The organism is Lysinibacillus sp. GbtcB16 (genome assembly GCF_019091145.1).
Classification (GTDB): Bacteria; Bacillota; Bacilli; order Bacillales_A; family Planococcaceae; genus Lysinibacillus; species Lysinibacillus fusiformis.
In genome coordinates, this window is the sequence record NZ_JAGXJV010000007.1 from 1 (window position 1) to 14,801 (window position 14,801).

The 14,801-nt window shown below is 37.3% G+C and carries 15 protein-coding genes; 3 read left to right on the forward strand and 12 right to left on the reverse strand.

Annotated elements, in window-relative coordinates:
• Positions 1-301: 301 nt before the first annotated feature.
• Entirely contained in the window at positions 302-1,189 is an 888-nt protein-coding gene (locus tag KVT27_RS18810; protein ID WP_025115858.1) for a nucleotidyltransferase-like protein, read from the reverse strand.
• Between the two features lie 146 nt (positions 1,190-1,335).
• On the opposite strand from KVT27_RS18810, the gene KVT27_RS18815 reads away from it, so the two are divergent.
• Positions 1,336-1,689 (forward strand): YgzB family protein, encoded by a 354-nt coding sequence (locus KVT27_RS18815; protein ID WP_008173457.1) that lies wholly within the window; start codon positions 1,336-1,338, stop codon positions 1,687-1,689.
• A gap of 21 nt (positions 1,690-1,710) precedes the next feature.
• Here the strand turns inward: KVT27_RS18815 and perR are convergent, their stop codons facing one another.
• The 3 genes from perR to bcp form a co-directional block, all read right to left on the reverse strand.
• Positions 1,711-2,154: a peroxide-responsive transcriptional repressor PerR gene (gene perR, locus KVT27_RS18820; protein WP_031416903.1), complete on the reverse strand. Its 444-nt coding sequence runs from the start codon at positions 2,152-2,154 to the stop codon at positions 1,711-1,713.
• A 117-nt stretch (positions 2,155-2,271) separates the two neighbouring features.
• Positions 2,272-3,216, reverse strand: coding sequence for a D-2-hydroxyacid dehydrogenase (locus tag KVT27_RS18825; protein ID WP_036225687.1), 945 nt, complete (start codon positions 3,214-3,216; stop codon positions 2,272-2,274).
• Positions 3,213-3,689: a thioredoxin-dependent thiol peroxidase gene (gene bcp, locus KVT27_RS18830; protein WP_036225685.1), complete on the reverse strand. Its 477-nt coding sequence runs from the start codon at positions 3,687-3,689 to the stop codon at positions 3,213-3,215. Before bcp ends, KVT27_RS18825 begins: the two co-directional genes overlap by 4 nt.
• A 130-nt stretch (positions 3,690-3,819) precedes the next feature.
• On the opposite strand from bcp, the gene KVT27_RS18835 reads away from it, so the two are divergent.
• On the forward strand, positions 3,820-5,106 hold the full coding sequence (locus tag KVT27_RS18835) for a glutamate-1-semialdehyde 2,1-aminomutase (RefSeq protein WP_036149675.1): 1,287 nt from the start codon (positions 3,820-3,822) through the stop codon (positions 5,104-5,106).
• 135 nt (positions 5,107-5,241) lie between these two features.
• A complete protein-coding gene (locus KVT27_RS18840) occupies positions 5,242-6,330 on the forward strand; it encodes an FUSC family protein (protein WP_036120483.1) in 1,089 nt (362 codons plus the stop codon).
• Positions 6,331-6,421: 91 nt separating this feature from the next.
• Here the strand turns inward: KVT27_RS18840 and KVT27_RS18845 are convergent, their stop codons facing one another.
• The 8 genes from KVT27_RS18845 to KVT27_RS18880 form a co-directional block, all read right to left on the reverse strand.
• Positions 6,422-7,456 carry a toxic anion resistance protein gene (locus KVT27_RS18845; RefSeq protein ID WP_036120486.1) on the reverse strand — a complete coding sequence of 345 codons (1,035 nt, stop codon included), beginning with the start codon at positions 7,454-7,456 and terminating at the stop codon, positions 6,422-6,424.
• A 22-nt stretch (positions 7,457-7,478) separates the two neighbouring features.
• Positions 7,479-9,110, reverse strand: coding sequence for a YceG family protein (locus tag KVT27_RS18850; RefSeq protein WP_217581758.1), 1,632 nt, complete (start codon positions 9,108-9,110; stop codon positions 7,479-7,481).
• 234 nt (positions 9,111-9,344) lie between these two features.
• Entirely contained in the window at positions 9,345-10,163 is an 819-nt protein-coding gene (locus tag KVT27_RS18855) for an HAD family hydrolase (protein ID WP_217581759.1), read from the reverse strand.
• An 11-nt stretch (positions 10,164-10,174) separates the two neighbouring features.
• Entirely contained in the window at positions 10,175-11,275 is a 1,101-nt protein-coding gene (locus tag KVT27_RS18860) for a cysteine protease StiP family protein (RefSeq protein ID WP_217581760.1), read from the reverse strand.
• Positions 11,272-12,633, reverse strand: coding sequence for a phosphoribosyltransferase family protein (locus KVT27_RS18865; RefSeq protein WP_217581761.1), 1,362 nt, complete (start codon positions 12,631-12,633; stop codon positions 11,272-11,274). The genes KVT27_RS18860 and KVT27_RS18865 overlap by 4 nt, the downstream gene beginning before the upstream one ends.
• Positions 12,614-13,807: an HpcH/HpaI aldolase/citrate lyase family protein gene (locus KVT27_RS18870; protein ID WP_150906879.1), complete on the reverse strand. Its 1,194-nt coding sequence runs from the start codon at positions 13,805-13,807 to the stop codon at positions 12,614-12,616. Before KVT27_RS18870 ends, KVT27_RS18865 begins: the two co-directional genes overlap by 20 nt.
• A gap of 102 nt (positions 13,808-13,909) precedes the next feature.
• Positions 13,910-14,068: a hypothetical protein gene (locus KVT27_RS18875; RefSeq protein ID WP_191967643.1), complete on the reverse strand. Its 159-nt coding sequence runs from the start codon at positions 14,066-14,068 to the stop codon at positions 13,910-13,912.
• Between the two features lie 131 nt (positions 14,069-14,199).
• Complete coding sequence (locus KVT27_RS18880; RefSeq protein WP_008173483.1) at positions 14,200-14,775, reverse strand: TerD family protein; 576 nt, start codon at positions 14,773-14,775, stop codon at positions 14,200-14,202.
• Between the last annotated feature and the right edge of the window lie 26 nt (positions 14,776-14,801).

The following is a 14,801-nucleotide window of genomic DNA, read 5'->3' on the forward strand; positions in this document are numbered from 1 at the left end:
CAAAATTTTGTTTCGTTCACTAGCTAGGCTAGCTACTAAAAACTTTATTGATTACGTTTTGCTTGTTCAGTTTTCAAAGTTCATTTTAAAGTCGTTTTTCAGCGACTTCTTTATATTAACATCTCGTTCAAAACATGTCAATCACTTTTTTCGAAAAAGTTTTTTTATGTTTTTCATCGAGTTATTCGTTATGTCTTAGCGACAATTAATATAATACAATACCAATATGTTATTCGTCAACTACTTTTCTAAAAAAATATCGAGGTATTTTTTAGATACCTCGATTACAAGCATACTACAGTCATTGACCAATTTCTAGAGCATCTTTATTGACCTTATAATGGCGGTGAAAGATCATCTCGTTTTTCGCAGTAACTGGCTCTATATGAATATACCCCTTATCCACTAAGTATTCGACAAACACTTCTAAATCTACTGAGTAATTCATGAGTTCATGATGGTCATGTAGCTCTTGAATAGACCAGGTTTCCTTTGTTTGCATCACTTCTAATATATGTTGTGCTCCATCTCGTGTACGAGAATGGATCAAAAACTCACTTGCTAAAAATAAAAGTTCTAGACGCTTTTCTATTGGCTCATTACTTGTCACTAGCTCTTCGTATAACTTATAAATGGCTGGTTCAATTTTTTTCACTTGTCCCCATACAGTTACTTCAGGGTATAAACCACTATCAATAATCGATAAACGACCCAAATGGTGTAAAGAATCGACTACATGATTATATGCATCCAAATAACTGCCCTTATCAAAGTATTCTTTCCCCTCCAAATAACGACGGATTAACTTTGAAAATTGAATGCCCGTTTTAATCTTACGACCACTATACGGAAATTCCTGCAATTCTATTTTTAATTTATGCAGAAATTCATTTCGATCAAATAGTACTCTGCCAAAGAAAATCCAATCGACTACTTTCTTATTAGAACCGATTAGGAGCCATTTCCGTATTAATTTTTCCGTAACCGTATGTAGAGCGACTTTATTTCCTTCATATAAGTAATGTTTTGAAAAGACTGGCTGCTCTGCTTCTTTTACAATAATTAATAAAACAGTATCAAATGTATCTGTAACGTTACTTTGCTCCTCACGCTTTTCTACTAAAATAACGCCTAATGTATTTGACTGACTCGCACGTTCTTGGTATATAGGACGCAATACTTGCTCCATGTTCAGCCCCCCTTTATTCATATAGCTTCTCTTGTTCCGTTAAAAATTCGACATACTCTAAAAGTATTCCTTCTTTGATTTACCTCAAAGCTAAAATACTTTGCCCTTATATGTTATAGTAGATTTTAGATTGGGAGGCAAGATAAATGAAACCTTATAAAAGTAAAATTAATAAAATTCGTTCATTCGCTTTAGCACTAATCTTTATTGGTTTTATTGTAATGTACGGAGGTATATTCTTTAAAAATAGCCCAATATTAGTTTTAATTTTCATGACATTAGGTGTTTTATGTATTATTGGTAGTACAGTTGTCTATGCCTGGATAGGTTTATTATCAACACGGGCAATTCAAGTTGAGTGTCCAAATTGCCATAAGCATACAAAAGTTTTAGGTAGAGTGGATATGTGTATGTATTGTAATGAGCCATTAACGCTTGATCCTACTCTTGAAGGTAAAGAGTTCGACCAATCCTATAATCATAAAACGAAAAAATCCTAGCCCGTAAAAGAGCTAGGATTTTTATTGTACTTTAGCAGTAACACCTTTACATGATGGACATGTGCCGTATATCTCTAAACGATGCGAATGCACATCAAAGTCAGTTACCTGTGATGCAAAATGCTCTATTTCATCGAGACCAGGATAATGGAAATCGACGATCTTGCCACAGCATTCACAAATCATATGGTAATGATCATTTGTCACGAAATCAAAGCGACTTGAAGCATCTCCATAAGTAAGCTCTTTCACAAGACCTACCTCACGAAATACTCGCAGGTTATTATAGACCGTCGCTACACTCATATTAGGAAATTTCCCTTCAAGTGCTTTATAAATTTCATCGGCAGTAGGATGTGCCATAGATTGAATTAGATATTCCAAAATAGCATGACGCTGAGGAGTAATACGTACACCAGTTGTTTTTAACGTGTCCAGTGCATCCTGTAAATGCGTTGTAGACATCGTCATGCACCTCTTCCATAAGTATTATTAATTTATAATTGTTATAAATAGTGTATCCAATTAGCGCTACTTCGTCAACAATCACACATACTAATCCTCTAATTTCATCGTTTTTTCTTAATATCCTCTCGATAGCTCCATGACATTTTCTAAATCTCTTTCACCTTTTAGCCATTTTGTTAAGCTTGGCTTAAAAATTTCTAAGCTTCGTTCCACATAACGAGATGAATGGCTTGAGACATGTGGTGATACTATAACATTTGGCAATGCCCATAGTGGATTGTTTGATGACAGAGGTTCTTCTTCGAATACATCCAAAACGGCATGTCCAATTTCTCCCGCTTCAATTGCCTGAATGAGTACCTTTTCATCAACCAAATTCCCTCTGCCAAAATTCATGAAAATCGCACTGCTCTTCATAGCAATAAAATGTTCTTCATTTAATAAATGCGTTGTTTCTTGTGTTTTTGGCAGCACAGAAATGACAATATCCGCACTCGGCAAAGTTTCTTTTAATTGCCCAAAGCTAATCATCTTATCCATGTTCGACGCTTCATTGCCAGAACGATTGCAGCCAATAGTTTTGACACCAAAAGCTTGTAATAAGCGACCCACTTCCGAGCCAATAGCGCCTGGACCTAAAATAAGCGCTGTACTATCTCGCAATTCAGTTTGTTTGGCTTTTTTTGACCATTCACTTTTCTTTTGTTGCTCATACATCCAAGGTAAAGCGCGTTTAATGGCTAAAACATGGGCTAGCATTGATTCTGCCATAGGTGTTTTATGAATACCTCGTACATTCGAAACTAAAATACCACGTTCCATAATAGCTTGGGCAGGCATTTTTTCAATACCTGCTGATGCAACAAAAATCCATTTTAACTTCGTCGCCTGTTGGATGCTCTCTGTTGTTAAATCCTCACCATATGTAACTAATACATCCGCTTGTTGAAGCTCTTTATTTGTTATTCCGCTTTCAAATATAAAATCGACTTGTGGGAATTCTGCTAATAATGGTTCACGTAAATCTGGTCTTGGTTCAAAAGTAAAATAGATTCTCATGTTGTCGCCTCCTGTTCTGCTAAATAGGCATAAACTTCTTCAATATGATTTTTCACACGTACTTTACGCCAAGCTTTCATTAACTTACCCTCCGAATCAATTAAAAATGTTGAACGCTCAATACCCATAAATTCACGTCCATACATTTTCTTTAAGACCCATACACCGTATGCCTCTGCTACAGCATGATCTTCATCTACTAATAAAGAAAAAGGCAATCCATGCTTATCAATAAATTTTGTATGTTTGGTTGCATCATCTGGACTAACACCCAGAACAACAGCGTTTAAATGACTAAAGTCCTCAAACTTATCTCGAAAATCACATGCTTCGGTTGTGCAACCTGGTGTCATATCTTTTGGGTAAAAGTATAAAATAACATTCTGTCCTTTAAAATCAGTTAGCTGTACCCTCTCTCCCTTTTCATTTATAAGAGAAAAATCGGGCACCTTCTGTCCTTCTTGCAAAGTCATAACTATCTCCTCCCTTGTACGTTCTATTTTACTCCAAGTAACAAATCAAGTCATATTCCTTAATTTCTTTGGATTTCTTACACTGATAGGTCTACAATAGATTACGTATAAAAAGTTAGGAGGCAATACTATGAATCACGCAAAATCTGAAGCAGTACACGCAGAGGCGTTACAACATATCGTTGGTGGTGTAAATAGCCCTTCTCGTTCATATAAAGCAGTAGGCGGTGGTTCTCCTGTGGCAATGGTTCGAGGAAAAGGGGCTTATTTTTGGGATGTAGATGGTAATCGTTATATTGATTATCTTGCAGCATATGGTCCTATCGTTACAGGTCATGGACACCCTCACATTGCTAAGGCCATTACACATGCAGCTGAAAATGGCACATTGTTTGGAACGCCGACTGAATACGAGGTTACTTTTGCAAAAATGCTAAAAGAGGCCATTCCGTCTATGGATAAAGTACGCTTTAACAACTCTGGTACAGAAGCTGTTATGACAACTATTCGTGTTGCACGTGCCTATACAGGACGTACAAAAATAATGAAATTTGCTGGATGCTACCATGGTCACTTCGATTTAGTATTAGTAGCTGCTGGTTCAGGTCCTGCTACATTAGGAACACCAGACTCTGCAGGGGTAACGACTTCTACAGCTGAAGAAGTGATTACGGTACCTTTCAATAACCCTGAAGCTTTTACAGAAGCAATGAATAAATGGGGCGAGGAAATTGCAGCTATTTTAATAGAACCAATCGTAGGAAACTTCGGTATTGTTGAACCGAATCCTGGCTTCCTTGAATTAGTACACGCTACAGCCAAGGAAAAAGGAGCCTTAACAATTTATGATGAAGTTATCACGGCTTTCCGCTTCCACTACGGTGGTGCTCAAAACTTACTTGGCCTAACACCTGATCTAACAGCACTTGGTAAAGTTATTGGCGGCGGTTTACCAATTGGTGCATATGGTGGTCGTAAAGAAATTATGGATACAGTCGCACCACTAGGCCCAGCTTACCAAGCCGGAACGATGGCCGGAAATCCAGCATCTATGCAAGCAGGTATTGCATGCTTAGAAGTCCTGCAAACACCAGGCATTTACGATGAAATGGATCGGTTAGGTGGGATTTTAGAAGAAGGAATTTTAGCTGCAGCTAAAGAGCACGGAGTGACTATCACATTAAATCGTCTTAAAGGGGCGCTGACAATTTACTTTACAGATGTGAAAGTTGAAAATTATGAGCAAGCGGAAAACTCTAATGGTGAGATTTTTGGTCGCTTCTTTAAACTAATGCTTGAGCAAGGCGTTAACCTAGCTCCTTCTAAATATGAAGCATGGTTCTTAACTACGGAACACACGGAAGCAGATATTCTTGAAACGATTAAAGCTGTGAATTACGCATTTTCACAATTATAATAATGAACATACGAAGGCGACTTTCTACCATAAGTCGCCTTTTTCTTATTCATGCATACAAATCTATGTATTTTATGAGCACTTCCTTCTATAATGTAAAGAAGCTAAAAAATATTAGACAGAAAGGACATCTTTATGAAATTAGGTGCCCGCGTATTTAAAACTGGTGTCGCTATCGTATTTGCCCTGTTTATTGCAGAGCTATTAAAACTACCTTCACCTGTTTTTGCTGGAATTGCAGCCATTTTTGCGATACAGCCTTCTATTTATCGCTCTTATCAAACCATTGTAGAGCAAGTTCAAGCAAATATTATAGGTGCAACCATTGCCGTCTTATTCGGCCTACTTTTTGGCCATCATGTGGTTGCCATTGGCATCGCCGTCATCATAGCAATTGGTTTAATGTTGAAATTTAAACTAGAAAAATCTCTTTCGTTAGCGCTGGTGTCAGTTGTAGCCATTATGGAGTTCCAAGGAGAAGACTTTTTAACATTTGGTTTAATACGCTTTGTTACTATATTAGTCGGCGTGTTAGCAGCATTTGTCGTTAACCTTGTTTTCTTACCACCGAAATATGAGATCAAACTATTCCGCAAAATTTATATTTTGCAGGATGATATTATTCGTTGGACTCGACTTGCGGTACGTCAGGCTTCTGAGCATACATCCACAAAGGGTGCATTAAGTAAATTTAAAAGCCGTATGTTACGAGTGGATACGCTATATGATTTATATAAAGAGGAGCGTAATTACTTCAAAAATAAAAAGTATGTAAAAGCACGTAAATTGGTCGTCTATCGTCAAATGATTTTAACTTCCAAAAAAAGTTTAGAATTGCTACAACGATTGCATAATCACGAAAACGAATTAGCTAAGCTACCTACTCAATTTCACTTAATGATTCAGGAACGGCTTGATTCCCTATTAACGTATCACGAACAATTGCTCTTAAAATATACAGGGAAATTAAAGCCTGAGCATTCCGAGTGGAGTAAAAGCATCGACTATGTTCAACGCAATGAACTAATGGAAATTTTCATCAAGCAAGTGAACTTTGCTCGCGAAGAAGGCGATACAGAATTTTCTAGCTATCACTTACTCTATATTTTATCGAGGATTTTAGATTACGAGGAAAATTTAGAGCATCTAGATACACTGATCGTTTCATACCAAAGCTACCACGGCCATGAAATTAATGTAGAATTTGAAGAAGAGTTTATCTAGCAACCACGTAAGCGACAGATTCATGTACAGTGAATCTGTCGCTTTTTACTATACGAAAAAACCTCTAAGTAAAATGTACTTAGAGGTAAAATTAAGAACGTAAAGCAAGCAACTGCTGCTCAGCTTGCTTACGTTTATCTGTCTGCTCATTCCGTAAATGCTGATAATTAGCAATACCCGTAACAATGGTATCCCACATTTCTTCTAGTGTCTGTGTTGTATCCACTTGCTGAGCAAGAGTCGTGCTTAGGTGAACCGCTTCATTGCTAGCTTCTCCAAATTGCTTCATCCGATTTTCAAAGGCTGATGCTGATTGATTTTGTAATTGCTGCCGTCTTTCATTTACAGCATTCATCAGCCCCATTTTAAAAACAGGAATGGTTTTAACAAATGCGCCATTAATCTGTTCCATCAACTCACTATTCCCCTGACGTAGCATCTCAATTTGTGGAGCTGTTAAAATGGCAACCATTCGTGATTTCTCTAACTCATCTATTTTTTGTTGAAGCAGTTCTGCAATTGCCTGTAATCGATTAAGCTCCATTTTGGCTACCTGATTACCTGCCTCACCCTGTTTTTCATACATAGGAATTAATGTGGTTTGCACCTCATGTAATTTCATATCAGTTGCTACGATATATTTTTCTAAGTCAAGGTAAAACATCAAATCTTCCTTGTATAATCGAGCGAGTAATCGATTATCCTTCGCTAATTCATCTTCCATAAGCACAAATTGGTAATGAATTTTCTCAATATCTCTACCGAGCACATTGTATTTTGCATATACATCCTCTTCACTTTTGGATTTACGTGTAAATAGCTTCTTGAAGAAACCCTTTTGCTCAGTAAAATCTTTTTTATCAAATGTCAGCATTAAGGCCTCAAGCTGTTTAAATAATACATTGGATTCAAAAGTAGCTGATTGGGTCACAATATCTAAAATCTGATCTGCAAATTTTGCTAATTTGGTAGCAGGCTCTTTTCCCAACGCCATTAGCTCTAGCTGATTTTTTATATCAATCTGATGAGCAATTTGTTGGACCTCTACATGCTCTCGTAATTGTTGTTTGACGGCATCTGCTGTTTCTTGTGTCAGCTGCTCAAGCATCATTGGGATGTTTGACAAGGTCGCCGCCTCCTTCCTATCATCAGAAAAAGCGATTAAAGAGCTTTTTAATAATTTTATCCGGTGCTGTTTTTTGTTGCTGTGGTTCTTCATAGGGCAAGTCAAATAACATATGCTCTAAACGATGTACATCGTACGTGTCCTCTTGCAGGTGCTTTTCTAAATCTAATTGACCTGTTGGATTATAAAAAACGATATCCATACCGAACCGATTTAAAAACGCTAGTAAGGCAATATCTTCACGCGATAAGGCAGGTTGCTGTGGCGCTTGATACAAAACAATCTTCGGTATCTCTTGTGAATAGTCGAAGCTTTGCAATAATCTTAGGATCTCTTGAGGAATCATTGTTAGCTGCTTAAATAAAAATAACTGTAAATCATATAAAGTCTCATTTGGCTGTTGTTTTAACATTGGTTGCTCACAAGATGTTTTGATCGTATGCGCAATGGCTTGCTGTAGCTCCAACGATAATTCACCATACTGCCACCAATCGCTTTGTATAATACGTTCTACTGAAAGTTCACCATTTACTAAGCAATGTTTATAGTGAAAATGAAAGTTGGCCTTGCTCGTTTTTGTAAAAGGGAATTCCTGCACGAAGATAGTTTGTGGGTTTATTAATAACTGGTGCATTAAGTGCCAATATTCCTCACGCTGGCTTGAGACTCCACTGATTTTAGCAAAGATGACAGGGATCACTACTTCATTTCCATTGATATCAAATTGCGGTCGTACTAATGCTTTTTCCTTCGCATAAATAAAAATATCATCATATGTCATACGCAAAGTTAATGAGCGTGGCATAAAATCTTTAAATTGCCAAGGTCTATAGACTCCTGATTGCTGGTCATGCATTAATTGTTCAAAGTGCTGACTAGAACGATACCCTACAGTTGCCTGACGATCACGAGGCTTATCAGGAAATGGCTGTAATGTTGTTTGGCTCGTATAGGAATAGCTGACCGAAAACGTATCAGTAGGATCTACCTCAGCAAACTCATCGACTTTTGCTGGATGAAATATTAATACGTCACAGCCAAGTTCCATTAGCAGTAAAAGAAAATATCGCTGACTAACAGTGGCTTCTCCATACCAAACAACTTTAGGAAAATCATCAGTAGGCTTCAGAGCTTTAGCCCATTGAATCCAATGGTTTTTTAACCACTTCACCAGATCAATTAAAAAACGGCGAAATTCATTGGAAAGTAAGCCTAGCGATTGTTGATGTTGAAATAATTCTATAACCTTTATAGTCGTTAGCTGTAAATGTCGATTCATAGTGCCGTCATCATGTTTGGGAATCAGTTGATACCCATACATCATCGCAACTAAACGATTAATAGTAAGCCCTTTAGGTGTTTGCTGATGCTGCGATAAAATTTGTTGTATAGCTTGAAAGTCTTTCTGTTCAATATGCTTATTTAATTCTTCACTTAAAATATGGATATTTTGGTTTTGAGATAAAGTAAATAATGAATTAAAATACTCATCTTCCTCAATTGGTACTCCTAAAACACGTAGAGCAATACGGCTAAAGCTTATTTGTTGCGGTGTTTCCTCATAAAATGCACGATTCTTGGGTGAATCTTGAAACGCCTGTAGCCAATCATCTGGATTACGCTCGACTATTGATTTAATTGTGATTGTTTGCATACAAACGCCACCTCCTAAAAAAAATCATCCTCTGTAACCTTAGGCTAAATTCAACAGGTATATTATGTTTGAAAAGGTATACGTAACATCCTCAAAATAGAACCTAGTTAAATATGGACTCCACCATTACTAAGTAAAATGTAAAAAAACTAATCAGATTGCAGGCATAATAACTTGGTTGTAAACAAATGCGTACTTTATGAAAGAATTCGTTTACCATCCAATCATTCTATCCTATGATAGAGAAAAATCTGGTTGTATTGCATGCTGTAAAACAGTTTGAAGCAAATGTTTGGTAAATGCTTCTCCCTCATACGGCGAGTATGTTGTATTATGTAGTCTTTTTGGCTGTTTATCCTTTAAATCACCGTGGTTTGGTGTAAAAGCAACATCAGCCAACATGAGCATTCCATAATCCATCATAGAATCACCTGCTGCTATATGCACATCGTATGTACAAAACTCCATCATATATTCTATTGCAGCTTCCTTGGTCAAAACCTTTGGCATGAAATATAATTTTTTTCCTTGCAGCAGAACGCACCAACCATGGGCATCGAATTCTTGAACAATGGCGTGTAAATCATCCTGTTGCAAAACATCCAGATTTACATGATGGACATAAAAAAGGTCGTCTATATAGAAGGAACGTTGTAGCCATGTATCCGATTTGATGGTTTGAAATAGTTGTGACATATCCTCTTGCGGAATTGAAGAATCTTCAATACGTCTACCTAATGTTTTCGACCATTTGTCGTAGGGCTGACCCTTCTCTAATATTGTACCCCCATTACTCGTAATTGCAAAAGCAGGGTTCAAGTCATTTATAAAATGAATTCTTTTATATTGATGCAACGCTCTAGTTGTAACAGGGACAAATAGTGTTTGCTGATGCACTTGTTGCAATAAACTAGCCGTTTCTTTTGTCATCATACTCATCGTTTCATTAGCCTTCTGTTCAACGACCACTTTATCTGAAATAGGCGGAAACATTTCCATCATACGTTTAGAATAAATCAGTGTTCTATCTAAATCTGATGTGAATAATATCATTTTGAGCTCCTCTACAATTCTTTTATTAAGCCGCAACATGCGTAGGACATATGCGAATATTCTTCTATTATTACATTTTTTTCATGGGCTAATAATAAAATGTGCTCTAGCTCATCCATATACTGTGGATTAATTAAGATTTTCCAAGGTATTCGTCGCAATAAAACTCTTGTTGTTTCTCCAACACCTGGTTTAATAAGGTTAATGTTATCCATATCAAAATCCAATTGAATTTTTTGGACCGATTTCATACCTGCCCAAGTAATAAGAGAAGTGGCTTCGTCCTGAAGTTGACTGATAATCTCACTCTGTACTTGTTTGAAGCATGCGACTATACGATCTATGTACAAGTTCGAGACATCTATATCTTCTAATTCTTTGTAGTATTTTGCTCCATGGAAGTCGTGCTCATCCATAAACTGCAAATTTAAAACGGTTCTACTCACCAAGCCAGAGACAGTTGAATTTAAACAGGCCGATGGAATTAAAAAATCTTCGCGAGTTCCATAAATCGTCGCACAATGCCCCGGATCTGCTAATACAGCTAAATCAGCATTTAACTGCACTTGATAGTGTCCATTAAATTTTTGGCAAGAGTGGATCAATTCTTTCGTTATAGCACCTTTCCCCGTCCAACCATCAATAAATTGAAGACAGCCTTGTGGATGTTGTGACAAAATATAACGTATCGCCGCCTCATCAAATCCACGACCACGCAAAATTGAAATCGAATAATGTGGCACATCCACCTTATAGTTCATCGAAATGTACCGTTTGATTAAAATACCGATTGGTGTACCTGCTCTAGCTAAACTCACAAGTATTAAATTGTCTAACCCTCTACTTTTGATGATTCGTTCTGCTACTACCCCAACAGCTATGGCTATTTTATTCGCGGAAGCATCCAAGGTTTTATAAAATAGCTTCATATAAGTTTTTGATGGGTGATATTCCATTGGTAGCATTTCAGAATAATGCGTACCTGCTTGAATAAGCTGCTCACGTTTTTCATTACCCATCTCTAGAAAAACATTTCCAATATCACGCAATAAAAAAATAACGTCCTCTTGTGCATAGCTACCCATTCTATCTGGCTGTAAAGTCGATTTCATCGTGCTCCCTCCAACTCATGCATACAAATAACATATACCTTTGCTTCACTAACTGACTGCAGAGCCGCCACCATCCGAGCTACTACCTCTTTATTTGCTATACGTTCCACTAGTAGAAAAAGTTCCGTATACGGTTGGCTTTGAACATTATATAAATAATTTTCGACCCCATTATTCTCGGGACTCTCAAATACTATTTTCTCTGTAATCGTATAATCTAAATCGTCTGCACAATAGATCGGACTGCGAGTTGTTGATTGAAAATAAACGTCATTCCCTAAAAAAGAGGCAATTTGCATAGGCACATACATAAACTCCCCAGTCCCAATCACAAGAGCTGGTCCGTCCGTTCGTAGCTCCTTTAATTGCTTGGCGATAGCCTGTAACATGTGATTTTGTTCAAAATGCTGTTTAGATGTTAGCATAAATCTCCCTGTTGCTTTTAAATACGGCTGACTGTTCATTTTGCCATTCTCTGCAATTGAATGATAGAAAAGATGATCAGTGGAGTCTTTGATGGGCAATAGGTTGATGTCTCTTGCAGCAATAGTCGTAGTGCTCGGCTGTATACTTGTTAAACTAGGTACTCCTGTACAATTGAATGTTCCACACATAATAGAGATGAATTCAATAGAAATTCCCCATTGCTCCTCTAATTGCTGAAAGACACTTCGCTGCTGGTCCGATCGCCAATCTAAAATGGATAGGACAGCGTATTTTTTAACATCAGGAAATTTCTTTTTTAATGTTTCAATTATGTTGATGACCGTATTCCCAGTAGTAATCTCATCATCTATTAACACGATACGCTTAGCCTGCTGTAAAACATCAGGTTCCTCTGTATAAATTCTATGGCTTGTCGCATGGGAATGTTCTTCTTCGAATGTGACAAATGGTTCAATATGAGGAATGACTTCACGAGTAGTATGAATATACATAGCATTTGATTGAAATGCATTAAATACGGCATGTCCAAGTGCAGTGGCCGTCTCCGCAAACCCAATAAACAATGTCTCTTGTGCTAACACTACACTTTCTTTCACAGAATTTTGTAGTTCCTCTACATTTATTCCATCTTTTAAAGCTTGAACAATAGACGATATTGTATTGACTTTTTGACTACCGCCTTGCTGGTCGTACATCATAGCTAATAGAGCTCCCGTTAGTATAGGAATTTGTGGGCGAACAGCCAAATGCTTGCCTAGCACAGTACTTACAAATAAAAATTGTCTCTTCTTATTTATACGAGCTGCCATTTGAAATAAATCTGTTAGCGCAAAATTGTGTGGGTTATGGGTAATGTCAATGTCGATTGAATAGTTTGGTAAAATAGTAAGTTTACTCATTTGTTGTTGCATACATATGACCACCTAGTTCAGAATTTAATAATAGTGAGGCGAAATCCATAGATTCATGATAAACGCCATAGACATGTGCCTGTTTTAAAATGCGTTGTGCCCATCGCATATGTGGTTTGATTTCATTCATTTTATTAGCATAATGACTTTTCATCACACCTTTACTACCATCATTATGTTCAACAATACTAAGTGCATCTAAATACTCTTCATATGAAATAGCGTAAAGTGCATGCACAACACGGATATGACTTGGATGAATGACCGTTTTACCGACAATTCCATTTTGTTTATCCATTAAAACTTCCTTCATTAGTCCATCTAAGCAATCGTCTAATAATGCTTTCCTCGTTTCAAGCGCACCTTTTTCACTAAATGGTGTCATGCGTAATGCCGGTTTTAACACACGCTGATTACTAAAATACTCCCACACGGGCCCAGATATCACAAAGCCGTCTTCCTCACGTCCTAAAATATTCACTATATCAGCTATACAATCCCTTATTACGCTAATATCATATATGGTCGAGTCCATACGGCGGCGAATTCCATAAATTCCACAAAAATCAGTAGCACCAATTCGTATATTCAACACCCTTGATTTGTGCTGCAGTAAAACTGATTTAATGGCTAATAAGGCCTCCATACGAGATTCTTTATATAGAACCTCCCGACTTTCTAAAATCGGCATTCCGTATAAGGTAAGATTATTTTCTTGAATTGTTTTCTCAAGAAGCTCAAAATAACGTGCTCCCTGCGTCGCTGTGAATTTCGGAAAGACATAACCAGTTAAAATCTCCTGCTTCTCTTTTAATCTAGCAGTTAAATAACTAAATTGTTCCACATGCCGCACACGAATAAAAAGTAAGGGGATATCTTGGAGCTGCAATTGTTTGTGTTGATAGAGTTTGTATAACTCGCTAATGTCCTCCATCAATTTTTCCTCACAATCACCTAATTCTGAATCCCCTACTGCATCCTCTAAATCAATAACAAGTGACGTAAGTTCTTTATATTTTTTTGATCGGATCAAGCCTACAATATTAGGCATGGAAGCGGGCATATATAAAGTAGCACCTAATGCATAGGATAAAATATCTGGCGTTGCCCATTTCGTAAAAGGCTGCGGCTTTTTATAAAAAATCGTCTCTGCTTCTGTTGCAAAGTGTTGCATCTAATCCACTCCCCAATAATTATGCCTTTTGTGAAAAAAGCACTGTATCAGCCTGTTCCTTACAGACCAATACAGTGCCATGTTACACTGCTGATTTCTTATTCAACTTTGTACAACAAATGTCAATAAGAACGCAGCAATTAGAATAATGAAAAATACTTTATGTGGTGGATGGAATCCAAAAATACTCCCAAACAATTTCAGTAAAATATGCGGATTTAAAATATATGCAGTCGTTTCAAACTCTGACACTCGCTCCATTAAATACGCATCATAAATATTCCTAAATCCCGCCTACTAATAGAACCTATACTTTAATGTGCATATGTACTCAATCATTTATTAAGTACAACGCACAAGATTCTCATCATGTATACCTCTGCATCTACTAGTTACTGAAGGCCATATGCGCTGATTAATGCTGCTAAGCCACCTTGATAGCCTGAGCCTATTGCAGCAAACTTCCACTCGCCATTATGACGGTACAGCTCACAAAATACTACGGCTGTTTCAATACTGAAATCTTCGCCTAAATCATAACGCAATACCTCTGCTCCTGACTCTTCATTTGTCAAACGAACATAAGCATTCAGGACTTGTCCAAAGTTTTGATGACGCCCCTCTGCATCATAAATAGTGACCGTTACAACAATTTTGTCAATTTGAGGAGATACTTGCTTTAAGTTGACGAGGATTTTTTCATCATCCCCATCCCCTTCGCCTGTGCGGTTATCCCCTGCATGAACAACAGATTGATCTGGACTCGCTAAATTATTGTAAAAGATAAAATCTTGTTCATTACGACACTTGCCCGATGCATCTAATAAAAATACAGATGCATCAAGGTCGAAATCTTGCCCACCATCAAATTGTTTAACATCCCAGCCTAAGCCGATGCCGATGCTGTTTAAACTAGGGTCTTGCTTCGTTAAATCAATTCGCTGCCCTTTACTTAATTGAATAGCCATTCAAAAATCTCCCTTTCTTTCCAAAG

Coding starts and splice junctions, on each gene's coding strand:
- KVT27_RS18855 (WP_217581759.1), bottom strand. CDS start 10,163: ATGATATTATTCACATCAGATTTAGATAGAACACTGATTTATTCTAAA.
- KVT27_RS18875 (WP_191967643.1), bottom strand. CDS start 14,068: ATGGAGCGAGTGTCAGAGTTTGAAACGACTGCATATATTTTAAATCCG.
- KVT27_RS18880 (WP_008173483.1), bottom strand. CDS start 14,775: ATGGCTATTCAATTAAGTAAAGGGCAGCGAATTGATTTAACGAAGCAA.
- KVT27_RS18860 (WP_217581760.1), bottom strand. CDS start 11,275: ATGAAATCGACTTTACAGCCAGATAGAATGGGTAGCTATGCACAAGAG.
- KVT27_RS18815 (WP_008173457.1), top strand. CDS start 1,336: ATGAAACCTTATAAAAGTAAAATTAATAAAATTCGTTCATTCGCTTTA.
- KVT27_RS18865 (WP_217581761.1), bottom strand. CDS start 12,633: ATGCAACAACAAATGAGTAAACTTACTATTTTACCAAACTATTCAATC.
- KVT27_RS18810 (WP_025115858.1), bottom strand. CDS start 1,189: ATGGAGCAAGTATTGCGTCCTATATACCAAGAACGTGCGAGTCAGTCA.
- KVT27_RS18850 (WP_217581758.1), bottom strand. CDS start 9,110: ATGCAAACAATCACAATTAAATCAATAGTCGAGCGTAATCCAGATGAT.
- bcp (WP_036225685.1), bottom strand. CDS start 3,689: ATGACTTTGCAAGAAGGACAGAAGGTGCCCGATTTTTCTCTTATAAAT.
- KVT27_RS18825 (WP_036225687.1), bottom strand. CDS start 3,216: ATGAGAATCTATTTTACTTTTGAACCAAGACCAGATTTACGTGAACCA.
- perR (WP_031416903.1), bottom strand. CDS start 2,154: ATGTCTACAACGCATTTACAGGATGCACTGGACACGTTAAAAACAACT.
- KVT27_RS18835 (WP_036149675.1), top strand. CDS start 3,820: ATGAATCACGCAAAATCTGAAGCAGTACACGCAGAGGCGTTACAACAT.
- KVT27_RS18840 (WP_036120483.1), top strand. CDS start 5,242: ATGAAATTAGGTGCCCGCGTATTTAAAACTGGTGTCGCTATCGTATTT.
- KVT27_RS18870 (WP_150906879.1), bottom strand. CDS start 13,807: ATGCAACACTTTGCAACAGAAGCAGAGACGATTTTTTATAAAAAGCCG.